The organism is Streptomyces sp. NRRL S-920 (assembly GCF_000717945.1).
In the GTDB taxonomy this organism is placed as follows: domain Bacteria; phylum Actinomycetota; class Actinomycetes; order Streptomycetales; family Streptomycetaceae; genus Streptomyces; species Streptomyces alboniger.
In genome coordinates this window covers 18,161-43,299 of sequence record NZ_JODF01000054.1, presented here as the reverse complement: position 1 = coordinate 43,299, position 25,139 = coordinate 18,161, and the positions used below count along the sequence as shown (strand labels likewise).

The window sequence follows — 25,139 nt, the reverse complement described above, 5'->3', positions numbered from 1 at the left end:
CCATCGCGTTGCCGCCCTCCTCCGCCTTGCATCTCGACGCACCAGACCCCGCTCACCAGCGCAGAAAGGTGACCGCCACCCAAGTGCGGCCTGATCCGCGGGACAGGCCCTAGCCCCTGAGGCACCCAGCCTTGAGGCACCCAGCCCCCGAGGCATCTAGCCCTTGAGCGCCGCCGCCATCATCGCCTTCGCGATCGGCGCGGCCAGGCCGTTGCCGCTGACCTCGTCGCGGGCCGCACTCGACGACTCGATCATCACCGCGACCGCCACCTCCCGGCCGTCGTCGCCCTTGGCGTACGACGTGAACCACGCGTACGGCGTCTTGCTGTTGTTCTCGCCGTGCTGGGCCGTCCCCGTCTTGCCGCCCACGGTCGCGCCGCTGATCTGCGCGTTCGACCCGGTGCCCTTCTCGACCACCGTCTCCATCGCGGACTGGAGGCCCTCGGCGGTGGACGCGCTCATCACGCGCTTGGCGTCTTCGTCGTCGTACTTCTCCAGGACGTTGCCGTCCGAGTCGGTGATCTGCGAGACCATGTGCGGCGCGGCCAGCTCCCCGCCGCCTGCGATCGCCGCCGACACCATCGACATCTGCAACGGCGTCGCCGTCACGTCGAACTGGCCGATGCCCGACAGGCCCGTCTGCGCCTTGTCCATGCCGGAGGGGTACACGCTCTCGCCCGCGCGCACCGGCACATCCAGCTTGTCCGCGTTGAAGCCCAGCTTCTCCGCCATCGCCCGAACCTTGCCCTGACCCAGGTCGACGGCCATCTTCGCGAAGACGTTGTTGCAGGAGTACTGGAGGCCGGTGCGGATCGTCGCGTTCTCGCAGGGGGCCGACTGGTTCTCGTTCCTCAACACCGTCGCCGTGCCCGGCAGCGTGTACGGGTTCGGGCTCTGGGTCCTGGCGTCCACCGAGGAGTAGAGGCCGTCCTCCAGGGCCGCCGCCGCGACGACCAGCTTGAACGTGGAACCGGGCGGCAGCGGCTGGCGCATCGCGCGGTTCACCATCGGCTTCTCCTTGTCGCCGGTCAGCTCCTGCCACGCCGTGGAGTCCGTGGAGCCGCTGATCCTCGACGGGTCGTACGACGGCGTCGAGACCATGCCGAGGATCTTGCCGGTTCTCGGGTCGACGGCGACCGCCGCGCCCTTGGTGTCACCCAGCGCCTTGAACCCGGCCTTCTGCACCGCCGGGTCGATGGTCGTCACCACATCGCCCGGATCGGCGCGCTTGTTGGTGACCGCGTCGAGCGGGTTCTTCAGACGGTTGTCGGTACCGTCCAGGAGGTCCTTGTAGATGCCCTCCAGCTGCGTGGCGCCGTACACCTGCGAGCTGTAGCCCGTCACGGGCGAGTAGAGATCGCCGTTCTTGTACGTCCGCTTGTACGCGAGGTCCCCTCCCTTCGTCCGCGCGGAGCCGGTGATGGCCTCACCGCCCACGATGATGTCGCCCAGCGGGTGCGCGTACTGCTCGATCGCGTTGCGCCGGTTCAGCTTGTCGTCCGCGAGCGCCTTCGAGTCGTGGAACTGCACCCACGTCGCCCGCACCAGAAGAGCGAGCACGAGCAGCAGAGCGAAGACCGAGGCGTGCCTGATCGTCTTGTTCATCCCACGAAAGGACGAGCGAAGGGGAAGGTTTCGTTCCCTTCTGATCCGCTTGTGACCGTTTTCTCAGAGAGTCCTCATGAACCGGCGGGCGCGCGGGCCGCGGGGCGCGCGCGGTCAGTCCGTGTTCATGAAGCCCGCCTCGTACGCCGCGATCACCGCCTGCGTGCGGTCCCGCGCGCCCGTCTTGGCGAGCACGGACGCCACGTGCGTCTTCACTGTCGCCGCGCCTACCCCCATCCGCCCGGCGATCTCCGCGTTGGTCAGCCCCCCGGCCATCAGCCGCAGCACCTCGCTCTCCCGGGCGGTGAGCCGCGCCACCCAGGCGGGCGGCGCCGGCTTGGCCCGCCCGTGCTCGGCGGCCAGGGCTCGCACGGCCGCCGGGAAGAGCAGCGAGTCGCTGTGCGCGACGACGCGCACGGCCTGCACGAGCGCGTCCGCGTCCGCCCGCTTGAGCAGGAAACCGGCCGCGCCCGCGCGGAGCGCCTCGTACACGTACGCGTCGTTCTCGAAGGTCGTCACGACCACGATGCGCGGCGGCTGCGGCATCGTCCGCAGGATCTGCTCGGTGGCGCGGATGCCGTCGATCTCCGGCATGCGGACGTCCATCAAAACGACGTCGGGCATCAGCTCCCGCACGACCGACACCGCCTCCGCGCCGGTCGCCGCCTCGCCGACGACCTCGATGCCCGGCTCGGCGGAGAGGATCGCGCGCAGGGCGGTACGCACCATGCGCTCGTCGTCGGCGAGCACGATCCGGATGGCCGCGCCTGCCTGGCCGGCGGGCGCGGGGGGGCCGGTGGGTGCGGGTGTGGTGGTCATGTGTGTCCCTTCAGCGGAAGTCGTACGTCGAGTCGCCAGGCGCCGTCCGCCGGGCCCGCGTCGGCGGTGCCGCCGAGCAGCCGGGCCCGGTCCGCGATGCCGCGCAGGCCGTGGCCGCCGCCGGGGCGGGTGGCGGGGGCGTGGGGCGGCAAGGGGTTCTCGGCCGTGACGGCCAGGTCGGGGCCGTCCAGGGTGATGCGCAGGGTCACGGCGGTGCCGTCACCGCCGTGCCGCAGCGCGTTGCTCAACGCCTCCTGCACGATGCGGTAGGCCTCGCGGGAGACCAGCGGGGGCAGGGCGGCGGGCTCCATGCCGACGTCGGCGCTCACCCGCAGGCCACCCGCCCGCGTGCGGCGCAGCAGGCCCTCCAGATCGGCGGCGAGCGTGGGCGCGGGCGCCGTGGAACGGGCGTCGTCGGCCTCCCGCAGCACACCGAGCACGGCGTCGAGTTCGCCGACCGTGCGGCGCGTGGTGTCCTCGATGGCGGCCAGCGCCTCGCGGACGAACTCCGGGTCGTGGTCCAGGACACGGCGGGCCGCGCTCGCCTGGAGCGTGACCGCGCTCAGCGCGTGGCCCACGGAGTCGTGCAGTTCGCGCGCCAGGCGGTTGCGCACCGCGAGGTCGGCGGCGCGCTGCTCGGCGGCGGCGAGCCGGTCGGCGGGCGTCGGCCCGAGCAGGGCGGGCGCCCAGCGGGCGAGGACGCCGCCGGCCGTGGCCGCACACGCCGCGAGCGCCACCAGGCAGGCGCAGCCGATGACCGGGGAGAGGGCCACCATCCAGGGTTCGCCGAAGACTTCGGGCATGCCGATGTGCCCCTGGAACACGGCGAAGAACGGCACTGCGATCAACACGGCCGCGAGCGGCGGCAGTCCGAGCGACATGCCGCTGATGACCCCGCCGAGGCCGAGGTGGAGCGTGAACCACGCGGCGGTCCGCCCGCGCGCCACCCGCCCCCGCGCGGGGCCCTCGGCGAGGGAGTCGTGCGGCACCGCGCACAGCGCCCGCACGGCGGCCACCGACATGGGCCGGGTCAGCGGGAAGAGGGCGGTGACCGCGGCCAGCGGCAACCCGGCCGCGAAGGCGGCGAGTTGGGAGGAGAACGACCCCAGGACCTGGTCCTCGTCGACGAGCGGGCTCACGATCAGGGAGCCGACGAAGACGTACGGCATGGCGAGCGCGCCGCCCAGGATCAGATGGACCCACCGGCGGCGGGCCGCGCGCCCGAACAGGGCGGTGGCGAGCGCCTTCACGCCGCGGACCCCGCCCGCGCCTTGAGGAAGCGCGCGCCGAGGGCGGCCACGAGTATGCCGATGATCATCTGCACAGCGTAGGTGAGAAGCATCAGGCCGGTGGGCTGTCGGGAGAGATCGTCGGCGGGGCCGGTGAGCGAGGCGAACAGCAGCCAGGCTCCCCAGCAGCCCACCGCGCCCGAGCCCGCCCAGGCGAGGGCGAGCGGCACCTTCACCGGAAGGGCCTCCAGCGCCCGGAGCACCGGAGACCGTCGGAAGGCGAGCATCAGGGCGCCCGTCACGGCGGCGGCGAGGTAGGCCACGTCCAGGCACTCCAGGACGGAGGAGTCGGCGGTGCGCTCCCCGGCCCGCGCCGCGCTGAGCCCGATGGTGGAGCCGGTGGCCCACAGCACATGGAGCGCGAGGGGGAGCGGCGCGAGCAGCGCGGCGGCGACGGCGGCGGCCCGCGCGCCCCGCTCCCCGGCGCCGGGGAGCGGCAGGTTCCCCACGCGCCCCCGCCACAGGTGCCCCCAGCGATCACGCGCGTACAGCACGAACAGGGCGCCGAGCGCGCCGCCTTGGACGATGAAACCGGTGTAGACGACGCCGAAGACCCAGTCGGCGAGGAACGGCTCGCCCCCGCCGCTCCCCGCCGAGTCCCGCACGCTCCCGTCCAACGCCCTGACCAGCAGTTGGAGCGGGAATCCGGCCATGATCGGCACGAGCAGCCCGGTGGCGGCCCACATCGGGAATACGAGCAGCGGGGCGGGCGTCCGCAGGCCCCGGGGCCGGGTCAGAACCAGCACCAGCACGATGACGCCGGCGTCCATGAGGACGGTGAGCCCATTGGCGAAGACCATCAGCGCCCGGTGGTCGAGCAGGGAACTGCCCTCGGGAATCCCGAGTCGGCTCCCGCAGATCCAGGCCACCTTGAGGGCGAGGTACGGAACACAGGCGAGCAGCGCGACGAACCGCAGGGCCCGACGGGGGCGGCCGAGGGCGAAGGGCGCGGGGGCCGCCGGTGGGGAGGAGCGCTGGGTCTGCGTCATGCCCCCACGCTCCCGCTCGGACACCCCCCGGCACCTCCTGCGCCGTGACGATCCGCCTCCCCCGCACGGCGGAGCCGAGACCCCGCCCAGGACGAGTCAGGGGCTGACCGGGTCGTCAGGGGCTGACCGGGTCGTGCGGCTCAGGCTCCTTCCAGGATGGGCTGACCGGGTCGTGCGGCTCAGGCCCCGTCCAGGACGAGGACCACCTCGTCGATCTCCGCCCCGCGCGCCGCCGCGTACCCCCGCTCGCGCGCGGACTCGCGGAACCCGCACTTCTCCAGGACCCGCAGCGAGCCCGCGTTGTCCGCCGCCGCACGGGCGTACAGCGGGCGTTCGGGGAACAGCGCGAGCAATTCGCGCAGGGCGGCGGTGGCCAGGCCGCGCCCCCAGTACGCGCGATCGATCCAGAACGTGACCTCCCGCTCGCCCGGCTCGCCGTACACCCCGGCGTTGCCCACCACGTCCCCGTCCGCGAGGACCGTCCGCACGTCGGTGCCGGCCGAGGCGCGCATCTTCGTCCACTGGGCGTCGAAGCGGGTCCGGTCGGCCGGGTCCTCGGGAAGGAAGGCGGCCATGTGACCGGACTCGGGGTCGTTCAGCTGCCGGAAGAAGACGGGCAGATCGCTGTCGTGCACTTCTCGCAGGCTGACATCCATGCGTCAGAGCCTACGAGTCGCCAACGTCAGCCGGTCGCGCGCGTCGAACAGGGCGTCCTTGACGGTCTGTTCGTGCGCGGGCGTGAGCCGGGCCGCCGGTACCGAGCAGCTGATCGCGTCCCGCGCCGGGGTGCGGTAGGGGATGGCGACGCCGAAGCAGCGCAGACCGAGCGTGTTCTCCTCGCGGTCCACCGCGAACCCCTGCTCGCGCACCGCGTGCAGCTCCTCGATGAGCTTTTCGCGGTCGGTGGTGGTGTGTTCGGTCAGGGCGGGCAGCGCCTCCGGGAGCAGCTTGCGGACCTGTTCGTCGGTGTGCGTGGCGAGCAGCGCCTTGCCGAGCGAGGTGGAGTGCGCGGGCAGCCTGCGGCCCACCCGCGTGAACGGCCGCAGAAAGTGCTGGGACTGGCGGGTGGCGAGGTAGACGACGTTCGTGCCGTCGAGCCGCGCGAGGTGGATCGTCTCCGCGGTGTCGTCGGAGAGCCGGTCGAGCGTCGACCGGGCGGCGGCCACGACCTCGTCGCCGTCGATGTACGAAGTGCCGACAAGCAGGGCGCGTACGCCGATGCCGTACCGCGTGCCGGTGGCGTCCGTCTCCACCCAGCCCAGCTCGACCAGCGTGCGAAGGAGCATGTAGAGGCTCGACTTGGGGTAGCCGACGGCCTCCTGGACCGCGGCCAGGGAGTGCATTCCGGGGCTGCCCGCGAAATACTCGAGCAATTCCACCGTCCGCACCGCGGACTTGACCTGCGCGCCGCCTCCGGTCTCGCCAGCCGACATCGCCCTTGACCCCTTTGAACGCCGAGAAATACTCTCCAACTCCCCGCCGTTCACTAACGGAGACAGTGTTCAGCATATCGAACAGTCCTAGTGAGTGGCATATCTCTGGAAACCTCAGGAAACCTCTTGAAAGGGAATCCGCGGTGGCAGCAGCACCAGTCTGGAGTGTCGACCCCCGAACCGGGAAGCAGCGCGAGCAGGTCGCGGTGGAAGCCACGGCCGAGGAGGTGGGCCAGACGGTCCGTGCCGCCCGGGACGCGGCACCCGCGCTCGCCGACCGCGCGGTCCGCGCCGCCTTCCTGCGCACCGCCGCCGGACTCCTGGAGGAGGCGAAGGACCACCTCGTGGAGGCCGCGGACGCGGAGACCGCGCTCGGCCCCGTCCGGCTCACCGGCGAACTCGCCCGCACCTGCTTCCAGTTGCGCGCCTTCGCGGACATAGTCGACGAGGGCGCCTTCCTCGACATCGTCATCGACCACCCCGACGCCACGGCGACCCCGCCCATCCCGGACCTGCGCCGCTACAAGATCCCGCTCGGCGTCGTCGCCGTCTACTCCGCGTCCAACTTCCCCTTCGCCTTCTCCGTACCAGGCGGCGACACCGCGAGCGCGCTCGCCGCGGGCTGCTCCGTCGTCGTCAAGGCCCACCCCGACCACCCGGGCACCTCCGAGCTGGTCGCCTCCGTACTGCGCAGGGCCGCGGCACGGCACGGCATCCCCGAGGGCGTCCTCGGCCTGGTGCACGGCTTCGAGGCGGGCGTCGAACTGGTCAAGCACCCGCTGGTCGCCGCCGCCGGGTTCACCGGCTCCATCCGCGGCGGACGTGCCCTCTTCGACGCGGCCGCCGCACGGCCCGTGCCGATCCCCTTCCACGGCGAGCTGGGCTCCCTCAACCCCGTCGTCGTCACCGAGGCCGCCGCGGCCGAGCGCGCCGAGCAGATCGGCACCGGCCTCGCGGGCTCGATGACGCTCGGCGTCGGCCAGTTCTGCGTCAAGCCCGGCCTGGTCCTCGCCCCCGAGGGCGCGGGCGGCGACCGGCTCGTGAAGTCCCTGACCGAGGCGGTCAGCGACACCGACGCCGGGGTCCTCCTGGACCACCGCATGCGGGACAACTTCGTCGCCGGGGTGCGCGAGCGCGCCGAACTCCCGGACGTGGAAACCCCCGTGACCCCCGGCTCGGGCGGCGAGCACACCGTCAGCGCCGGCTTCCTCACGGTCCCGGCCGCGCGCCTCACCGGCGAAGGGGCGTACGACCTGCTCCTGGAGGAGTGCTTCGGTCCGGTCACCGTCGTCGCCCGCTACGCCGACGACGCGGAGATCACCGCCGTCCTCTCCCGCCTGTCCGGCAACCTCACCGCGACCGTGCAGCTCTCCGCCGACGAGGCGGCGGGCGTGAGCGCCCGGGGCGCCGAGCTGATCGCCGAGGTCACCCCGCTCGCCGGGCGCGTACTCGTCGACGGCTGGCCCACCGGCGTCGCCGTCGCCCCCGCCCAGCACCACGGCGGCCCCTACCCGGCCACCACCTCCACGTCGACGTCCGTGGGCGGCACGGCCATCGAACGCTGGCTGCGCCCGGTCGCGTACCAGAACACCCCCGAGGCGCTGCTCCCGCCCGAGCTGCGCGACGCCAACCCGCTGGGGCTGCCGCGCCGGATCGACGGGCGCCGGGAGCACTGACCCGCCGCGGGGCCGATCCACGGCTCACACCGCCACGCGGCGCCCCGTGGCCGCCGACCGCCCGATCGCGTCGAGCAGCCGCTGGCGCCGCACCGCGTGCGCGAAGTCAGGCGCGTGGGCGGTGCCCTCGGTCAGGTCCGTGAGGATCCGCGCGTACTGCGCGCCCACGTTGTACGCCACTTCGTACGACGGAAGCCCACGCAGCTCGGTCAGCTCGGTCACGTCGAAGTGGCGTGCGGGCACGGGGAGTTCGGTGAGCCCCTGGTCGGCGCCGCGTCCGCCGCGCACGGTCAGCGCGGCCTGCTGGAGGTGCCCGGAGTCGCCCGTGACGACGAGGTCCCCCTCGGTGCCGTTGATCTCCCAGTGGAAGTCGGTGCCCCGGGAGAGCCCCGAGCGGAAGTGCGCGGTGGCGACGGCTCCCGACTCCAGGCGTCCCGACACGGCGATCTGGTCGGCGGCCGTCATCGCGGCGGTGCGCCCCGTGCCGGCCTCGCGCACGACGGGCCGCCGCGTCGCGAGGGTGGCGGAGACCTCGGTGAACTCCCCGAGCGCCATGGTGAGCCCGTCGATGGTGTGCCCGAAGGGGATGGTGAGCATCGTGGCGCCGTTCCGCTCGTCCAGCAGATAGGCGCCGCTCGGCTCGAACACCGGCCCCCACCCGCGCCCCGAGGCGACCATGGTCGTCGACAGGACTTCGCCCACGTAGCCGTCGGCGACCAGCTCCCTGACGTGCCGGACAGCGGGCGCCGAACGGGCCTGGAGGCCCACGAACGTCCGTACGCCCGCCCGGTCCGCGGCCGCCGCCAGCTCCTCGGCCTCGGCGAGGCCGTTGCCGAGCGGCCACTCGCAGAGCACCGCCTTGCCCGCGCCGAGCGCGGCGAGGGCCGCCTCGCGGTGCAGCGGCACGCGTACGCTCACCACGACGAGGTCGACCTGGTCGCTGCGGACCAGCTCCTCGGTCGAGCCGAACGCCAGTGGCACCCCGTACTCCGCGCCCGCCGCCCGCGCCGAGGCCTCGCTCGACGCGGAGAGGGCACGCAGCTCGTACCCCTTGAGGCGGGCCAGCGCGGGCAGGTGGGAGCGGGACGCCCAGCCGCCGCGGGCGGACAGGCCGACGATGCCGACACGGACGGGAAAGGGGACGGAGGCGACGGTGGCGGAGGCAGCGGTGGATTTCATGATCGGGACGGTAGAGCGCACTGCCCGGTTACCCGCAAGGAGACCAACTATATTTTGGGAACCATGACTGGTCAGCCCCACAATGACTCGCTCGCCCAACCCCGGCACGACATCTACGGCCTGCTCTGCCCGGGCCGCGCGGTCTTCGAGCTGCTCGTCCACAAGTGGACGGGCCTCGCCATCACCGCCCTGGCGGACGGCCCGCGCCGCTTCGGCGAGCTGCGCCGCAAACTGGAGGGCGTCAGCCCCAAGGCGCTCACCCAGACCCTGCGCCGCCTGGAGGACAACGGCCTGGTCAGGCGCACGGTCTACGCCGAGGTCCCGCCCCGCGTCGAGTACGAACTGACCGCCCTCGGCCGCGGCGCCCTGGAGCCCCTGGCGCATCTGCGCACCTGGATCAGGACGAACACGGGAAAGTTCACGGCGGGGGAATGAGCCGCTTTGCCCGTACGTTGACGCCCTGAGCGGAGGGTCCCTCCGCACCGACAGTCACGCATCCGCGTACCGCACGACCTGGAAAGAGCCACACATGCGCGTCGAGATCTGGAGCGACATCGCCTGCCCCTGGTGCTACGTGGGCAAGGCCCGCTTCGAGAAGGCCCTCGCCGCCTTCCCGCACCGCGACGGCGTCGAGGTCGTGCACCGCTCCTTCGAGCTGGACCCGAACCGCGCCAAGGGTGACTCCGGGCCCGTCATCCCGATGCTCATGCGCAAGTACGGCATGAGCGAGGACCAGGCCCGCGAGGGTGAGCGGCGGCTCGGGGAGAACGCGGCCGCGGAAGGCCTCGACTACCTCACCGAGGGCCGCGACCACGGCAACACCTTCGACATGCACCGCCTCCTGCACCTCGCCAAGGAGCGGGGCCGCCAGGACGAGCTGATCGGCCTGCTGTACCGCGCGAACTTCGCCGAGGAGCGGTCCGTCTTCGCCGACGACGAGCGCGTCGTGGAGGTCGCCGTCGAGGCGGGCCTGGACGCCGACGAGGTGCGGGCCGTGCTCGCCGACCCCGCCAGGTACGCCGACGACGTCCGCGCCGACGAGCGCGAGGCCGCCGAACTGGGCGCGAGCGGCGTGCCGTTCTTCGTCCTCGACCGCAAGTTCGGCGTCTCCGGCGCCCAGCCCGCCGAGGTCTTCACGCAGGCCCTGGAGCAGGCGTGGAGCAGCCGTTCGCCGCTGACCGCCCTCGCGGACGCCGACGCGGGTGAGGCGTGCGGGCCCGACGGATGCGGGGTTCCGCAGGGCTGAGCGGCCGCCTAGGTTGATCCCCATGACGCTCACGGGGATCATCGACGGCACCGACCATGCGGGCGAGTTCGCCCCGACGACGACCTACCTCAATACGGCGAGCTGCGGTCTGCTGCCGCGCCGGGCCGTCGCGGCCGTCCAGGCCCTGGCGGCGGAGGTCGGTTCGGGCGAGCGCAGCGGGTCGGGCGACTTCGCGAAGGTCGACGCGGCCCGCGAGTCCTTCGCGCGGCTGGCGGGCGTGGCCCCCTCGCGGGTGGCGACCGGCGGTTCGGTCGCCGTGCACGTCGGTCTGATCGCCGCGTCCCTCCCGGCGGGCGCCGAAGTGCTCCTCCCCGAGGGGGACTTCTCGTCCCTGATCAACCCGTTCGTGCTGCGGGGCGACCTGAAGGCGCGGTACGCGCCGCTGGAAGGACTCGCGGAGGCGGTCGGCCCCGAGACCGCGCTGGTCGCGTTCTCCACCGTGCAATCGGCCGACGGCCGCGAGGCGGACTGCGCCGCGATCCGCGAGGCCGCGGCCGCGCACGGCGCACGCACCCTCGCCGACGCCACACAGTCGGCGGGCTGGCTGCCGTTCGACGCGGGCGTGTACGACTACTCCGTGACCGGCGCCTTCAAATGGCTGCTCTGCCCGCGCGGCACGTCGTTCCTGACGGTGGGCGAGGCGGCGCAGGAGTCCCTGGTACCGCTGCACGGCGGCTGGCTCGCGTCGGCCGACTCCTGGCTCTCGACGTATGGCCCGATCAGTGAACTCGCCCCGGACGCGCGGAGGTTCGACGAGCCGCCCGCCTTCCTCGCCTACCACGGGGCGGCCGCGGCGCTCTCCCTGGTCGAGGAGGTGGGCGTCGACGCGATCCACGCCCACGACGTGGCACTCGCCGCCCGCTACCGCGCGGGGCTCGCCGGACTCGGCCACTGCCCGGTGCCGGGAACCTCACCCATCGTCTCGGTCCCCGGGCTCGCCGACCGCGAGCCGGAACTGGCCCGTGCGGGCATCATCGCGTCCGCGCGGGCGGGCCATCTGCGCGTCACCTTCCACCTGTACAACACCGAGGCCGACGTGGACCGCCTCCTCGACGTACTGGCCGGCTGAGCCCCCGGAGGCCCGTAGGTCTCAGCCCCGCGCCGCCCGCCGCTCCGGGCAGTCCGCCGTCTCCGTGCAGAGGTTCGTCTCCACCTTGGCGAGCAGCCGCAGCAGTTCCGTACGCTCGTCCTCGTCGAGCCCGGCGAGCGTATGCCGCTCCAACTCGCCCCAGGCGCGCTCCACTTGGGTGAGCAGCCCACAGCTGGCTTCGCTGGCCTCGACGAGCACCGCCCGGCGGTCGGCGGGGTCGGGGCGGCGGCGCACATGGCCGGCCTGCTCCAGCCGCTGGAGCATCTTCGTGACCGTCGAGGGGTCGAGGTCCACCGACTTGATCAGCTCGGACTGGCGCACCGGCCCCGCCTCCCACAGGTGCATCATCACGAACTCCTGGCCGGGATAGAGCCCCACCCCCTTCAGGACCTTGCCCGCGGCGATGCGGTGCAGCCGCGCCACCCGGCTGACGGCGTGACTGACCGGGCCCGCCATGGCCACCGAGGGCGGCCCGGGAGGGCAGTCGGGGTCGGCCGGTTCGGTGCGAGGGGGGTCGGCCTTCATCACGTGCTCCTGCTGGTCACTGGTCGTCTTCCAAAAGATTACCTTGGTCGGCCAAGAAATGCGTTACAGTGGCGTCAGGCCAACTAATTGGTCGACCACATAAACCCTGCCCGGGAGTCCTGATGACCACCGCGTTCGACCCCATCGACCTGTCCGGTATCTCGCTCGCCAACCGCATCGCCATGGCTCCCATGACCCGGAGCCGTGCTGGTCAGGGCGGTGTCGTCACGGACCTGACCGCTGAGTACTACGCCCAGCGCGCCTCCGCCGGCCTGATCATCAGCGAGGGCATCCAGCCTTCTGTGGTCGGCCAGGGATACCCGGACACGCCGGGTCTGCACAGCGCCGAGCAGGTCGCCTCCTGGCGCAAGGTCACCGACGCCGTGCACGCGGCGGGCGGCAAGATCTTCGCCCAGATCCTGCACGCGGGCCGCATCGGCCACCCCGTCCTGTTCCCCGACGGCGTCGTCAGCGTCGCCCCGTCGGCGATAGCCGCCCAGGGCCAGGTCTACACGGCCGAGGGCCCCAAGGACTTCGTCACCCCGCGCGAGCTGACCGACGCCGAGATCCGCGCCACCATCGCCGACTTCGCCACCGCCGCGCGGCACGCCGTGGACGCGGGCTTCGACGGCGTGGAGCTGCACGGCGCCAACGGCTATCTGATCCACCAGTTCCTCGCGCCCGGCACGAACCGGCGCACCGACGAGTGGGGCGGCTCGGTCGAGAACCGCATCCGCTTCGCCGTCGAGGTGGCCAAGGCCGTCACCGAGGAGATCGGCGCCGCCCGCACCGGCCTCCGCATCTCGCCCGGCAACCCCTTCAACGGCATCTCCGAGCCCGACCCGGAGCCGACGTACACCGCCCTGGTGAAGGAGCTGGCCGCCCTGGACCTCGCGTATCTGCACATGATGGAGGTCGGCGACGTCCGCGAGCTGACCACCCGGCTGCGCCAGGACTTCGGCGGCACGTTCATCCTCAACCCGCGGACCGAGGGCCCCACCGGCGAGGACGCGCTCGCCCTGATCGAGGACGGCACGGCGGACATCATCGCGTTCGGCGCGCTGTTCCTCGCCAACCCGGACCTGCCGGCCCGCCTGAAGGCCAAGGGCCCGTACAACACGCCCGACCAGTCCACCTTCTACGGCGGCACCGAGAAGGGCTACACGGACTACCCCACGCTGTAATACGGGTAACTACGGGTAACACGGACCACGCGATGCGGCCCGGCGCCCACGGGGGGTGCCGGGCCGCATCGCGTGCGGATCAGCTCACTTGACCGGGGTGAAGTCCCGGGCCCCGATGAACTCGGGCCGGCGCACCGGCGCCGCGAACGGCTCGACCGCGGTGTTCTCCACGCTGTTGAACACGATGAAGACGTTCGAGCGGGGGTAGGGGGTGATGTTGTCCCCGGAGCCGTGCATGGCGTTGCAGTCGAACCAGGTGGCCGAGCCCGCCTCGCCGGTGAAGAGGCGGATCCCGTGGTCGGACGCGAGGTGCGTCAGCGTCTCGTCCGACGGGATGCCCGCGTCCTGCATCTGGAGCGACCGCTTGTAGTTGTCCTTCGGCGTGGCGCCCGCACAGCCGAGGAACGTCTTGTGCGACCCCGGCATGATCATGAGGCCGCCGTTGGTGTCGTGGTTCTTCGTCAGCGCGATCGACACCGAGACGGTGCGCATGTTCGGCAGGCCGTCCTCCGCGTGCCAGGTCTCGAAGTCCGAGTGCCAGTAGAACCCCGAGGCCCCGAAGCCCGGCTTCACGTTGATCCGGGACTGGTGGACGTATACGTCGGATCCGAGGATCTGCCGTGCCCGGCCCACCACGCGCGGATCGGCCGCGAGCTTGCCGAACAGCTCACTGATCTTGTGCACCTCGAAGATGGAGCGGATCTCCTGTGAGCGCGGCTCGACGATGGAACGCTCGTCCGCGCGCATCACCGGGTCGTTCATGAGCCGTTCCAACTCGGCGTGGTACACGCTGACTTCGTCCGGGGTGATCAGCTGGTCGATGGCCAGGAAACCGTCCCGCTCGAACCCCGCCAGATCCCCGGCCGCGATGGGCCCCTCGGCACCCGGCTCGGACCACACCACCGGGTCCTTGCGTTCGATGAGCACCTCTTCGGCGCCTCGGGTCGGGTACAGGTCAATGGTGCGTTCGGGTGCGGTGGTCATGGTGTTGCCTGCCTCTCCTCTCGTACGGCCCTGTGCGGGATGTCGGCCGACCCTCAAGCCGACCGGCGGCGCGCTCAGCCCTCGTCGGGCTCGGTGAGCAGCGGGTACACGCCGTTCTCGTCGTGGTCCTCACGTCCGGTGACGGGCGGGTTGAAGACACACAGGCAGTGGAAGTCCTCCTTGATCCGCATGGTGTGCTTCTCGTGCCCGTCGAGCAGGTACATGGTGCCCGGGGTGATCGTGTACGTCTCGCCGGTCGTGTCGTCGGTCAGCTCGGCCTCGCCCTTGGTGCAGACGACGGCCTCGATGTGGTTGGCGTACCACATCGACGTCTCCGTACCCGCGTACAGGATGGTCTCGTGCAGGGAGAACCCCACGCGCTCCTTGGCGAGGACGATGCGCTTGCTCTCCCAGGTACCCGACTTGGCCTTCACATGCCGGTCGGTGCCTTCAATGTCCTTGAACGAACGGACGATCACGGTGGGTTGGTTCCTTTTCTCTTACGTTGCCGGGGGCTCGGACTCTCGCTGGCTCAGGCGGTCTCGCGTACCGCGCGGGCCAGCGTGCGCAGCCCCTCGTCCAGCTCGTCGGGGGTGATCGTCAGCGCCGGAAGGAGCTTGACGACCTCGCCCTCGGGGCCGGAGGTCTCGATCAGCAGGCCCAGTTCGAAGGCCCGCTTCGCCACGGCGCTCGCACGGTCCTTGTCCAGGAACTCGATGCCCCAGACCAGGCCGCGGCCGCGGAACTCCTTGATCTCCGCGCGGTTCTCGTCGACGATCGCGGTCAGCGCCTGCTCGACCTGCTCGCCGCGGGCGCGGGTCTGCTTCTCCATCGCCGAACCGTCGGACCAGTAGGTCTCCAGGGCGGCGGCGGCCGTGACGAACGCCGGGTTGTTGCCGCGGAACGTGCCGTTGTGCTCGCCCGGCTCCCACACGTCCAGCTCCGGCTTGAACAGGCAGAGCGACATGGGCATGCCGTAGCCGCTGATGGACTTCGACACCGTCACGATGTCCGGCGTGATGCCCGCCTCCTCGAAGGAGAAGAAGGCGCCGGTGCGGCCGCAGCCCATCTGGATGTCGTCGACGATCAGGAGCATGTCCCAGCGCTCGCACACGTCGGCGAGCTTGCGCAGCCACTCGGCGCGGGCGACGTTGATGCCGCCCTCGCCCTGCACCGTCTCGACGATCACGGCGGCGGGCTGGTTGAGGCCGGAGCCCTGGTCCTCAAGGAGCCGCTCGAACCAGATGAAGTCCGGGGTCTGGCCGTCGAGGTAGTTGTCGAACGGCATCGGCGTGCCGTGCACCAGCGGTATGCCGGCGCCCGCCCGCTTGAAGGCGTTGCCGGTCACCGCGAGCGAGCCGAGCGACATGCCGTGGAAGGCGTTCGTGAACGACACGATCGACTCGCGGCCCTTGACCTTGCGGGCCAGCTTCAGCGCCGACTCCACGGCGTTGGTGCCCGTCGGGCCCGGGAACATGACCTTGTACGGCAGGTCGCGGGGGCGCAGGATGATGTTCTGGAACGCCTCGAGGAAGGCGCGCTTCGCACTCGTCGACATGTCCAGGCCGTGCACGACGCCGTCGCGCTCCAGGTAGTCGATGAGCGCGCGTTTGAGGACCGGGTTGTTGTGGCCGTAGTTGAGTGAGCCGGCCCCGGCGAAGAAGTCGAGGTACTCGTGGCCGTCCTCGTCGAACATGCGGCTGCCCTGCGCGCGGTCGAAGACCGTAGGCCAACCGCGGCAGTAGCTGCGCACCTCCGACTCCAGGGTCTCGAAGACGCTCAGGTCGGGCTGGGTGATGGTCACAGCAGATCTCCTGGGAGATGGAAAGTCGTGGGAGGTGGGGGGAGTTACAGGTGGTGCGGGGATCGCGGCCTCGCGGGCGTCGCTGGGGGGAGCGAGGGCGGATCGGTGCGCGTGGATCAGTGCGGGTGGATCGGTGCGGGTGGATCAGGGGCCGAGCGGACCGATGCGGTACAGCACCTCGGGCTCGTGACCGTCGTCGGGGAAGAGCCCGGCGTCGAAGAGGACCCTCCGCTCGACGGACGCGCCGCGTCGACGCGCGTAGGAGAGGAAGAGCCGCTCGGACGCCGTGTTCGTGGGCGCGATCGTCGTCTCGATCGCGGTCAGCGCACGGCCCGCGGCGACCTTCGAGGTCAGCCCGTCGAGCAGGGCGCCGGCCAGACCGCGGCCGCGCTGATCGTGGTCGACGGCGACCTGCCAGACCATGAGGGTGTCGGGGCGCTCGGGCCGGATGTAACCGGTGATGAACCCGACCGCCTCGCCGCCGGCGTCGCGGGCCACGACGGACGTGCCCGCGAAGTCGCGGCACCACAGCAGATAGCTGTACGAGGAGTTGAGGTCCAGCACCTTGGAGTCGCGGGCGATCCGCCAGATCGCGGCGCCATCGGCGACAGCGGGACTGTCGAGGCGCAGTCCCTCGGGCATTTCCAGGAATTGCGCTTGCAGGTCGGTCGGTAGATCGGCTTGTGCAGCGGTCATGCGGAGTGAATTTACCGAGCAATTTCTTGAATTGCATCGGGGGAAGGGGTTACGTAAGCGGGCTTCATGTGTTATCGCGCGAGGGTGCGCGCCCGCATGAGGTGGCGGAGCTTTGTGGCGATTTGACCGGGTCATATGCCAACAAAATGGACGCATTGTGGAGTACGTCACAGCGATGTAACCCGCGTGAGACGCGCCCGAATTACGGTGATTGACGCTGACGAAACCTTAGTGTTTAGGTCCCCGGAAAGCGGGCAGAAGAATACGGGAAGCTGAGCTGATAAAGAATTCGTGAGAATGCGCGGATGAAAAGGCGGATGATGTGCGGAGTGTGCCGTATAAGCACGCCCGCGTCACGTTCTCTTCCGCATGCCGTCGCTCATGCTCCCGCCCATAGGCCTGCTTACGCTCCCGCCCCTGCGCCCGCTCATGCCCACGGTCATGATCCCGTCACGCCGTCGATGCGTTCCCGTAGGAGATCCGCGTGGCCGTTGTGGCGCGCGTACTCCTCGATGAGGTGGACCAGGACCCAGCGGAGGCTGACCACGTCGTCGCCGCCCACGACGGCCGCTTCCTCGGGCCCGAGCCGCCCCGTCTCATCCAGCGAACGCCCCGCGCATATCTCCCGGTTGACGGCGACCTCGCTCTCCCACAGCGCGAGCACCTGGGCGAACGTCCGGCCGCGGTCCGGCGTGAACCCGCCGCCCGGCGACGACGGGAAGAGCAGCGGGACGTCCCGCTGGGCGAACACCCGCTGGATCCAGTTCCGTTCGACCTCGGCGAGGTGCTGCACGAGCCCGAACAGCGAGAGCGAGGACGGCTCGACGGACGTCCGCAGAGCCTGCTCGTCGTCGAGCCCCGAGCACTTGACGGCCAGCGTGGCCCGGTGCATGTCGAGCCAACTCGCCAGCATGGTGGGCTCGTCGGCGGTGAGGGAGGGGATGCGGCGGCCGTCGGGAAGAGTGGTCATGTTGGGCACGGTGCCATGGCGGGGCGACGCGGGGGAAGGGGGCGGGGGCCTGCGGCCGGCGGGCTGGTGAGGGGGTCCGGGGGCGGCTGGGCAGGTCGCCGCGTCCCCGGCGGGTGTGAGCCCACGCAGGCGCCGAGAGGTGGCCCCCTCCCGGGGCGCCGACTCGCCGGGCAGGCGTAGGGCGTGCCTGGTCAGGGTGCGTTTGGCGGGGCGGGGCGTGTTCCGGTGCTGGCCGCCCGTCCCGGTCGGCGTGGCGTTCGTGGATCGGGTGCCGGGCCGCGAGGCTCGTGGCGTGGACCGTCGGGGGCGCCTGAGGGTGCGTCCGGCGGGTCGGCGCACGCTCGGGCGGCGCCCGCCCATCGGTGCGGGCCCGGCCCCGCGCCCCCCCCAGCAGGCCCAAGGCCCCCGCGTTATCCGCCGGACAGGCCCTGCCCTAGCCCCAAGCGGACGTCACCGCGCGGCGTGCCGCTTCCAGGTCCGCCGGGTGGCCCGCCTCGCTCAGCGCGGCGCCGAGGGCCGCCAAGCAGGCGTGTACGACGCCGCGGGTCGCGTCCGGCCCGTAGTGGTTGACCCGGATCATCTCCTTGGCCAGCGCCCCGCCACCGGCGACCAGCGGAAGCACCGGGTCGGCGGCGAGTGCCCTGGCGACCAGCTCCGAGGCGTCCGTGCCCGCGGGCACGCGCAGGGTGGTGGCGACCGGGGCCGCGTCCTGGGCCTCGTACACGTACGGCTCCAGACCTCCGCCCAGCGCGAGCGCCCCCGCGCGCGTGGCGGCGGCAGCGGTGGCGTGGCGTGCCATCAGGGAGTCGAGGCCCTCCGCGTCGATGCGCTCCACGCACGCTTCCAGCGCCAGCATCTCCAGCTGCGCGGGCGCGTGCAGCAGCGCCTTGCGGCCGGCGTCGATCCAGCGCTCCTTCCAGTCCAGGAGGGAGAGGTAGGAGCGGCGCGGCGCCTGCGGGTTGGCGGCGATCCGCTGCCAGGCCCGCTCGCTCACCGACACCGCGGAGACGCCCGCCGGGCCGCCCATCGCCTTCTGCGCGCCGATCACGCACAGGTCCACGCCCCACGCGTCGGGCAGCAGCGGCTCGGCGCCCACCGAGGCGACCGCGTCCAGCATGAAAAGGGCGCCGTGCTCCCGCACGACCGCGCCGATCTCGGCGACCGGGTTGGTGTTGCCGGTGGCGGCCTCGGCGTGCACCAGCGAGACGAAGTCGATCTCCGGGTGTTCGGCGAACGCCTGGCGCACCTGCTCGGCGGTGACGGCCGTGTGGAAGGGCACGGCGAGGTCGATGACGGCGGCACCGCAGTCCCGCAGCCAGTTGCCGAAGGTCTGGCCGTACGGCCCGGTGATCACGTTCAGCGCGGTCGTGCCGGGCCGCGCGGCGCCCCGGATGCACCCCTCCAGGGGCAGCAGGGCCTCGCCCTGCATGATCACGACATCCTGCTCGGTGTCGAGCAGACGGGCCACCCGCGCCTCGATGGCGGCGAAGTGCTGGGCGCTCAGCGGCGCCAGGTCCAGAAAGGGGTGCGTCACGGTACTGCTCACGTCACTGCTCACTTCGCTCACGAGTTCGGCCGGGCTGCGGCACCGAGCGTACCGAGCCTACCGAGCGCCCCCGCGGCGAGCGTGCTCAAAGGCCCGGCACAGCCGCCCCGACGGCCCCGTACCGCACGCCAGGAGCGCCTCCTAAGCTGCTGCCATGAGCGATCACGCGGTGCTGCACGTGAAGGGGCGGGTGCTCGTCGGGCCCGATGACGTACGGGACGAACTGTGGGTCGTCGGGGGGAGGGTGACGTACGAACGTCCGGTGACCCCGGCGACGGAGACCCTCGCCGTCGAGGGGTGGGCGCTGCCCGGCCTGGTCGACGCGCACTGCCACGTGGGCCTCGACACGCACGGCCCCGTGGACGCCGACACGGCCGAGAAGCAGGCCCTGACGGACCGCGAGATCGGCGCCCTCCTCATCCGCGACGCGGGCTCCCCCTCCGACACCCGCTGGATCGACGACCGCGAGGACCTCCCGAAGATCATCAGGGCGGGCCGTCACATCGCGCGCACGCGCCGCTACATCCGCAACTACGCCCATGAGATCGAGCCGGAGGACCTGGTGGCGTACGTTGCCCAGGAGGCCCGGCGCGGCGACGGCTGGGTCAAGCTCGTCGGCGACTGGATCGACCGCGAGGCCGGTGACCTGACCGCCTGCTGGCCCCGGGACGCGGTCGAGGCGGCGATCGCCGAGGCGCACCGTCTGGGCGCCCGCGTCACGGCCCACTGTTTCGCCGAGGACTCCCTGCGGGACCTGGTGGAGGCGGGCATCGACTGCGTCGAACACGCCACGGGCCTGACCGAGGACACGATCCCGCTCTTCGCCGAGCGGGGCGTCGCCATCGTCCCGACCCTGGTGAACATCGCCACGTTCCCGGACCTCGCCGCGGGCGGCGAGAAGAAGTTCCCCCGCTGGTCGGCGCATATGCGCAGGCTCTACGACCGCCGCTACGACACGGTGCGCGCGGCGTACGACGCGGGCGTCCCGGTCTTCGCGGGCACCGACGCGGGAGGCTCCCTGCCGCACGGCCTGGTCGCCGCCGAGGTCGCCGAACTGACCCGCGCGGGCATCCCGACGGTGGCCGCGCTCTCCGCGACGACCTGGGGCGCCCGCGACTGGCTCGGCCGCCCCGGCCTGACCGAGGGCGCCCCGGCGGACCTCGTCGTGTACGAGGCGGACCCCCGAGAGGACGTACGGGTGCTGGCCGCGCCGCGGAGGGTGGTGCTGAACGGCCGGGTGGTGGGTTAGCGCGCGCACCCGGCCCCCGGCCCCCCTTCTGGAGGTAGCCGTATGGGGACGCTGATTGACCAGGCGTTACGGCGGGACGGGGTGCGTCGTTTGTATGGGCTCGCTGGGCGCTGTGCGTCAACCAGGGTTCCCGAGGCGGTAGTTGTTCGGGTGATGTGAGGGAACGCGCGTGCACGGAGATTCGAAGGCAAGGTCGAAAACCCCCCTTTGGAGTGAACTCACCACCGGTTGCTGACTGTTCACTCTCAGTGCGTAAAGATTCCCGCGTCGTCCTTCATCGACGGAGGGCGACGCCATCGGTGCGTACGCGATGTCCCCATGTGGCGTACGCCGCCGAAGGCCCGTTTCTCCCGTGGGGGTTCCACCACCTTGAACAGCTTCACCTTCCGCATGCCCGCCTGCCGCCGCCACCGTCGTCGTCTCGTCGTCGTGGCCACCGCCACCGCCCTCGCCGCCGGTCCCGCGGCGCTCGCCGGCGCCGGATCCGCGCGGGCCACGGGCGGCGACCACGACCGCGGCGGCCGCGCCGACGCCGTCGTCCTGCGTACCGGGCTCGACGTCTCCCTGCTCAACAAGACCGTGAACGTCCCGCTCAAGGTCTCCCTCAACGAAGTGCAGGCACCCGCGAGCGCCGAGAAGACCGCGCTGACCGCCAGGTTGGACGGGGTCGACGGCGGACAGCCGTTCAGCGTGCTGCGCGCGGACGTGGCGACCGCCAGAGCGACGGTGAAGGGCGGCAGGGCGGAGGGGTACAGCAACATCGCGCGGGCCGAGATGCATGTGCCCGGGCTGCCGCTGCTCTCCCTCATCGAGGTCGAGAAGGTCACCTCGAAGGCCGTCTGCGAGGCCGGTAAGCGCCCCGTCGCCGAGGCGAACCTGCTGGGTGGCGTGACCGTGCTCGGCAAGAAGGTGACGCTGACCGCCGGGGGGACGACCGAGGTGAAGGTCCCGGGCGTCGGGGAGGTGACGCTCGCCCTCTCGAAGAGGCGTACGACATCGCGTACGGCTGTGGCGGCGGCACTGGAGCTGAAGGTCTCGGTGAACCCCTTGAAGCTGAACGTGGCCGAGGTGGAGGGGACGGTGACGCTGGCGGGGGCCGGTTGTGAGGCGCCGAGGGCGGAGCGGGAACGCACGGGCGGCGGCACGAAACCCCAGGGCAAGCCGGCGAAGCCGGTCGGCCATAAGGCCACGGAGGCGAACCTCGCGGAGACCGGCGGGAACTCGACGACGCCGTACATCGCGGGCGGGGCGGTGGTGTTACTGATCGCGGGCGGCGGCGCGGTGGCGATGACCCGCCGAAGCCGAAGCCGAGGCTGACCGCCCGGCCGGGCCGGCCGTCGACGTCGTAGGGCACGGGGGGCGCGCAGGGCACGGGCACGCGAGCGTGCTGAAATCAAGCGGGCGTGCTGAAAGAGATCCAGGTGTCCGGCGGCAGGTCCGGCCGACGCGGCACAGCCCTGCGCTCCTCCGTCCACTCCTCGCCCGCGACCTCGTCGGCGACCCGGCGCCAGAAACGGACCGCGGCCAGGTTGGCGTCCTGGAAGGCGACTTCCCACCGCCCCGGATGCTCGGCCACGATCTCCCGGGCGGCCTGTAGTCCGATCCCTCTCCTGCGCGCCCCGCGGACGACGAAGAAACTGTTCAGCACACGCGCCGGACCGCCCACACCGCGCACCAGCGCGAGCCCCGCGGGGCGGTCGCCGCTCAGCAGCAGGTACGGCGCCCAGTCGGCGTCGGCGAAGGCGCTCCGGAGCCAGTCGTCGCGGAAGCTCCCATCCGGGTCGGGGAGCGTGTCCTGGAACCCCGACAGGTCATGACGGAACATCAGCCACAGCCGCTCCAGGGTGGGCTGGTCGGTGGCGTTCGCGAGGCGCACGACATCGGACATGGAACTCCTTCGTAGCGGGGAAGGTGGAGGCGCGGGGCATGAAAAAGCCTCCCTGGGCGGGCACTTGACCGGCCCGGGGAGGCATCACGTATCTGATGATTCTAGCTCAAGCGTACGACTGGCCGCCTAGGCTGGGTCGTTCACGGGGCGTCCGGGGTGCCGGGGGTGTCCGGGACGCCCGGGGCATCGCGAGGGGAGAAGTGATCATGGGGGAACTGGACGGCAGGACCGCACTGGTGACGGGCGGCTCACGCGGGATCGGGCGCGCCGTCGCCCTGCGGCTCGCCGCCGAGGGAGCGCTGGTCGCGGTCCACTACGGCGGCAACGACGCGGCCGCCGCGGAGACCGTGGCGCGGATCGTCGAAGCCGGCGGCCGGGCGTTCTCGGTCCAGGCCCGCTTCGGCGAGAGCGGAGCGGTGGACCGGCTGTTCAAGGAACTCGTCGCCGGGCTCGCCGACCACGGGGCGGACGACGGACTGGACATCCTGGTCAACAACGCGGGCATCCACTCGGTCAGCCCGATCGGGCAGCTCACCGAGGCGGAGTTCGAACGACTGCTCGCGATCAATGTGAGTACGCCGGTCTTCGTGGTCCAGCGGGCTCTGCCGCTGCTGCGGGACGGCGGACGGATCGTCAACATGGGCTCGGCGGCCACCCGGATCGCGGACCCCGGCCAGATCGGTTACACCGTCACCAAGGCGGCGCTGGCGGCCCTCGGCCCGTCCCTCGCCAATGAACTGGGCCGCCGTGCCATCACCGTCAACACGGTCGAGCCCGGAGTGGTACTGACCGACATGATCGCCGCCTACGCCGCCGTCCCCGAGGCGATGGCCGGACTGGAGTCCATCACCGCGCTCGGACGGGTCGGCCAACCCGAGGACGTCGCCGACGTGGTGGGCTTCCTGGCGGGCCCGCGCGGGCGCTGGGTGACCGGGCAGACCATCGACGTCTCCGGCGGCACCTACCTCGGACCGATCGCGCCCGGGTGATCCGCCCGAGGTGCCCGGAAGCCGTCAGTCCCCGCCGATGACGATCACTTCGTCCTCGGCCGACCAGCGGCGCCGCTCGTCCTTGGGCGGATTGATCCGGACGCCGTAGCGGGGGGCCGTCGACGTGTCGCCGTGAATCCGGTAGCCGATGGCGCATTCGCGGCGCCGCCGGGCCGCGGCCACGACCGTGGCGAAGGGCGTCTCGCTTCCGGGCAGCACATAGTCGGTGGCGGGCCGCAGGCGGACCCCGGTGCCGTCGGCGGAGAACAGTTCCTCGAACACCGCCGCCAGGTGCCGGTTCTGGGAGATCTGCGCCATGAGCAGACCGATGAACTTGCCGCTGATGATCACATCGGCACCGGGGCCGATGGGGGCCAGCGCCCGGTTGCGGTCGTCGATCAGCTCGGTGACGACCGGCAGTTCGCGCCCGCTCGTCTCCTCCAGTCGGCGCAGCAGCAGGAGGGTGACGAGCGTGCGGTTGTCGGGGTCGTCCGGTGACTGTCCGAGGGCGGGGGCCGGGACGGGGGCGGGGTCGCGGCCGAGCACGATCACGCTGTCGTAGGAGTAGAGGTCCAGTCGCCGCAGGGTCTCCGGGCGGGTGACGTCTCCGTGGTGCAGGGTCAGGCTCAGCTCACCGGCGCTGTCCGCGACGGCCTCGTCCACCTCCCCGACCGTCGCTTCCCCGTGGTCCGTCACCACGTCGACGGCGGACCCGGGCCGGGAGCGGCGTCGCAGCTGATCGACCATGAGCGGTGCCCGGCGATTCCAGCCCAGGAGAAGAACGCGCTCCGCTCGGGCGGGCGTCGGAGGGCCGGATGCCATGGCCGCCTCCTCGGCCAACTCCGCGCAGTCGTCCAGCCAGACCGTGTCGTCGTCACGGGAGATGACGATGAGCAGGTCGTCCGGAGCGATGACCGTGTCCGGCGCCGGGTTGAGCAGGGGGGTGTCATCGCGCATCATCCCGACGGCGCTCGACGTGGCGTAGGACAGCAGCGCGTCACCGAACGGGCGTCCGGCCAGGGCCGGTTCGGCGACCAGGTAGAACTCGTCGCCGGCGAAGTCGAGGAGTTCCTGGTGGACGAGGGAGAGCCCGGGGTGGCGCGCGGCCTGGACGATCAACCGGGCGGTGACGGTGTCACTCTCCAGAATGACGCTGCCCGGCCCGGCGGCGAGTTGGGCGGCCAGCCGGTAGCTGTCGTCCCGGACGGCGGCGACGACGGCCGGACGGGTGGCCGCCTCGGACAGGGCCGCCCTGAGGGCCAGCAGCGTCTTGACCACCTCGGCGTCGGCAGCGGGCTCGTCGCGGGGCATGACCAGCACGACACCGGCCTCGGCGGGGTTCGTCAGGGGTAACACGGCCGGGTCGGTGGTGGGTCCGCTGCGGCAGATCAGCCGCGTACGGCCGAGGGGACCCACCTTCGTGTGCAGGGCCTCCTCCATGACGGTCTTGTCCCGGTCGGCCAGCACGACCACCGCAGCCCGCCGCTGGTTGGCGTTGGCGGCCACCAGCTCGCTCACCACCGTGAAGACCTGCTCCGACCAGCCCAGGACCACGGCGTGCCCTGCTTCGAGCACGGTGGAACGGCCTCGGCGCAACGCGGTGAGCCGCTCCGTCAGCGCCGCCGTGATCAGGCCGACGAGGGCCGAGACGTACAGCAGGGTGACCAGCGCGAGCAGTACCGACATCGCCACCCGCAGCGGAGGGCCCGTCGCGCCACCCAGCCGCAGGGTCCGCCCCGTGTGGCGCCACACCTGCGCCAGCCGGTCCGCCAGGGACGCCGGCACGTCGGGGTCGGTCCATGCCAGCACCGCGCTGGCCGGGAGGACGATGGCCAGGCACAGCAGCGCCATCCACAGGACGAGAGCGGCGGCACCGCGGGCCAGGGTGCTGTCGAACCAGTACCGGGCCCTGTCACCGAACGGAGTGCGCCGCCGGACCATCCTTCCCCCTCCCTCT

The 25,139-nt window shown here is 71.9% G+C and carries 24 protein-coding genes; 8 read left to right on the top strand and 16 right to left on the bottom strand.

Going from position 1 to position 25,139, the window contains the following annotated elements; genetic code table 11:
- Nucleotides 1-156 precede the first annotated feature (156 nt).
- The 6 genes from IG54_RS0129265 to IG54_RS0129240 all read right to left on the bottom strand — a co-directional run bounded on the left by IG54_RS0129265 (nucleotide 157) and on the right by IG54_RS0129240 (nucleotide 6,135).
- Nucleotides 157-1,605 carry a penicillin-binding transpeptidase domain-containing protein gene (locus tag IG54_RS0129265; RefSeq protein ID WP_030791186.1) on the bottom strand — a complete coding sequence of 483 codons (1,449 nt, stop codon included), beginning with the start codon at nucleotides 1,603-1,605 and terminating at the stop codon, nucleotides 157-159.
- A gap of 114 nt (nucleotides 1,606-1,719) precedes the next feature.
- The gene (locus IG54_RS0129260; protein ID WP_051820113.1) at nucleotides 1,720-2,424 is read right to left on the bottom strand and encodes a response regulator transcription factor; all 705 of its coding nucleotides are present in this window, start codon (nucleotides 2,422-2,424) and stop codon (nucleotides 1,720-1,722) included.
- Nucleotides 2,421-3,674, bottom strand: coding sequence for a sensor histidine kinase (locus tag IG54_RS0129255; RefSeq protein WP_030791179.1), 1,254 nt, complete (start codon nucleotides 3,672-3,674; stop codon nucleotides 2,421-2,423). Before IG54_RS0129255 ends, IG54_RS0129260 begins: the two co-directional genes overlap by 4 nt.
- A complete protein-coding gene (locus tag IG54_RS0129250; RefSeq protein ID WP_030791177.1) occupies nucleotides 3,671-4,702 on the bottom strand; it encodes a hypothetical protein in 1,032 nt (343 codons plus the stop codon). Before IG54_RS0129250 ends, IG54_RS0129255 begins: the two co-directional genes overlap by 4 nt.
- Nucleotides 4,703-4,881: 179 nt before the next feature.
- Complete coding sequence (locus IG54_RS0129245; RefSeq protein WP_030791175.1) at nucleotides 4,882-5,358, bottom strand: GNAT family N-acetyltransferase; 477 nt, start codon at nucleotides 5,356-5,358, stop codon at nucleotides 4,882-4,884.
- Nucleotides 5,359-5,361: 3 nt separating this feature from the next.
- Entirely contained in the window at nucleotides 5,362-6,135 is a 774-nt protein-coding gene (locus IG54_RS0129240; protein ID WP_030791173.1) for an IclR family transcriptional regulator, read from the bottom strand.
- A 143-nt stretch (nucleotides 6,136-6,278) separates the two neighbouring features.
- Here IG54_RS0129240 and IG54_RS0129235 point away from each other — a divergent pair, with 143 nt between their 5' ends.
- Nucleotides 6,279-7,811: an aldehyde dehydrogenase (NADP(+)) gene (locus IG54_RS0129235; protein ID WP_078594652.1), complete on the top strand. Its 1,533-nt coding sequence runs from the start codon at nucleotides 6,279-6,281 to the stop codon at nucleotides 7,809-7,811.
- A gap of 24 nt (nucleotides 7,812-7,835) precedes the next feature.
- Here the strand turns inward: IG54_RS0129235 and IG54_RS0129230 are convergent, their stop codons facing one another.
- On the bottom strand, nucleotides 7,836-8,990 hold the full coding sequence (locus tag IG54_RS0129230; RefSeq protein WP_030791169.1) for a Gfo/Idh/MocA family protein: 1,155 nt from the start codon (nucleotides 8,988-8,990) through the stop codon (nucleotides 7,836-7,838).
- A gap of 63 nt (nucleotides 8,991-9,053) precedes the next feature.
- Between IG54_RS0129230 and IG54_RS0129225 the strand changes: the two genes are divergently transcribed.
- The 3 genes from IG54_RS0129225 (at nucleotide 9,054) to IG54_RS0129215 (ending at nucleotide 11,326) form a co-directional block, all read left to right on the top strand.
- Nucleotides 9,054-9,425 (top strand): winged helix-turn-helix transcriptional regulator, encoded by a 372-nt coding sequence (locus IG54_RS0129225; RefSeq protein ID WP_037897939.1) that lies wholly within the window; start codon nucleotides 9,054-9,056, stop codon nucleotides 9,423-9,425.
- A gap of 94 nt (nucleotides 9,426-9,519) precedes the next feature.
- A complete protein-coding gene (locus IG54_RS0129220; RefSeq protein WP_030791165.1) occupies nucleotides 9,520-10,236 on the top strand; it encodes a DsbA family oxidoreductase in 717 nt (238 codons plus the stop codon).
- 22 nt (nucleotides 10,237-10,258) lie between these two features.
- A complete protein-coding gene (locus IG54_RS0129215; protein WP_030791162.1) occupies nucleotides 10,259-11,326 on the top strand; it encodes an aminotransferase class V-fold PLP-dependent enzyme in 1,068 nt (355 codons plus the stop codon).
- Nucleotides 11,327-11,347: 21 nt separating this feature from the next.
- Here IG54_RS0129215 and IG54_RS0129210 read toward each other — a convergent pair whose 3' ends face one another.
- Nucleotides 11,348-11,803 (bottom strand): MarR family winged helix-turn-helix transcriptional regulator, encoded by a 456-nt coding sequence (locus IG54_RS0129210; RefSeq protein ID WP_234336382.1) that lies wholly within the window; start codon nucleotides 11,801-11,803, stop codon nucleotides 11,348-11,350.
- 191 nt (nucleotides 11,804-11,994) lie between these two features.
- Between IG54_RS0129210 and IG54_RS0129205 the strand changes: the two genes are divergently transcribed.
- Nucleotides 11,995-13,056, top strand: a complete 1,062-nt coding sequence (locus tag IG54_RS0129205; protein WP_030791155.1) for an alkene reductase — start codon at nucleotides 11,995-11,997, stop codon at nucleotides 13,054-13,056.
- A gap of 84 nt (nucleotides 13,057-13,140) precedes the next feature.
- Here IG54_RS0129205 and thpD read toward each other — a convergent pair whose 3' ends face one another.
- From thpD to IG54_RS0129175, 6 genes are all read right to left on the bottom strand, one after another.
- Entirely contained in the window at nucleotides 13,141-14,040 is a 900-nt protein-coding gene (gene thpD, locus IG54_RS0129200) for an ectoine hydroxylase (protein WP_030791152.1), read from the bottom strand.
- A gap of 74 nt (nucleotides 14,041-14,114) precedes the next feature.
- The gene (locus IG54_RS0129195) at nucleotides 14,115-14,519 is read right to left on the bottom strand and encodes an ectoine synthase (RefSeq protein ID WP_030791148.1); all 405 of its coding nucleotides are present in this window, start codon (nucleotides 14,517-14,519) and stop codon (nucleotides 14,115-14,117) included.
- 53 nt (nucleotides 14,520-14,572) lie between these two features.
- A complete protein-coding gene (gene ectB / locus IG54_RS0129190; RefSeq protein ID WP_030791145.1) occupies nucleotides 14,573-15,844 on the bottom strand; it encodes a diaminobutyrate--2-oxoglutarate transaminase in 1,272 nt (423 codons plus the stop codon).
- 144 nt (nucleotides 15,845-15,988) lie between these two features.
- On the bottom strand, nucleotides 15,989-16,540 hold the full coding sequence (gene ectA / locus IG54_RS0129185) for a diaminobutyrate acetyltransferase (protein WP_078594650.1): 552 nt from the start codon (nucleotides 16,538-16,540) through the stop codon (nucleotides 15,989-15,991).
- A gap of 439 nt (nucleotides 16,541-16,979) precedes the next feature.
- Nucleotides 16,980-17,510: a DinB family protein gene (locus tag IG54_RS0129180; protein WP_030791139.1), complete on the bottom strand. Its 531-nt coding sequence runs from the start codon at nucleotides 17,508-17,510 to the stop codon at nucleotides 16,980-16,982.
- Nucleotides 17,511-17,943: 433 nt separating this feature from the next.
- Nucleotides 17,944-19,044 carry a pyridoxal-phosphate-dependent aminotransferase family protein gene (locus IG54_RS0129175; protein WP_030791135.1) on the bottom strand — a complete coding sequence of 367 codons (1,101 nt, stop codon included), beginning with the start codon at nucleotides 19,042-19,044 and terminating at the stop codon, nucleotides 17,944-17,946.
- Between the two features lie 166 nt (nucleotides 19,045-19,210).
- Between IG54_RS0129175 and IG54_RS0129170 the strand changes: the two genes are divergently transcribed.
- Both IG54_RS0129170 and IG54_RS0129165 read left to right on the top strand, forming a co-directional pair.
- A complete protein-coding gene (locus tag IG54_RS0129170; protein ID WP_030791132.1) occupies nucleotides 19,211-20,305 on the top strand; it encodes an amidohydrolase family protein in 1,095 nt (364 codons plus the stop codon).
- A gap of 369 nt (nucleotides 20,306-20,674) precedes the next feature.
- Entirely contained in the window at nucleotides 20,675-21,622 is a 948-nt protein-coding gene (locus tag IG54_RS0129165) for an SCO1860 family LAETG-anchored protein (protein ID WP_030791129.1), read from the top strand.
- 76 nt (nucleotides 21,623-21,698) lie between these two features.
- Here the strand turns inward: IG54_RS0129165 and IG54_RS0129160 are convergent, their stop codons facing one another.
- The gene (locus tag IG54_RS0129160) at nucleotides 21,699-22,193 is read right to left on the bottom strand and encodes a GNAT family N-acetyltransferase (RefSeq protein ID WP_030791126.1); all 495 of its coding nucleotides are present in this window, start codon (nucleotides 22,191-22,193) and stop codon (nucleotides 21,699-21,701) included.
- 206 nt (nucleotides 22,194-22,399) lie between these two features.
- Here IG54_RS0129160 and IG54_RS0129155 point away from each other — a divergent pair, with 206 nt between their 5' ends.
- Nucleotides 22,400-23,182 carry an SDR family oxidoreductase gene (locus IG54_RS0129155; RefSeq protein WP_030791123.1) on the top strand — a complete coding sequence of 261 codons (783 nt, stop codon included), beginning with the start codon at nucleotides 22,400-22,402 and terminating at the stop codon, nucleotides 23,180-23,182.
- Nucleotides 23,183-23,206: 24 nt separating this feature from the next.
- Here IG54_RS0129155 and IG54_RS0129150 read toward each other — a convergent pair whose 3' ends face one another.
- On the bottom strand, nucleotides 23,207-25,123 hold the full coding sequence (locus tag IG54_RS0129150) for a CASTOR/POLLUX-related putative ion channel (protein ID WP_030791105.1): 1,917 nt from the start codon (nucleotides 25,121-25,123) through the stop codon (nucleotides 23,207-23,209).
- Nucleotides 25,124-25,139 lie beyond the last annotated feature (16 nt).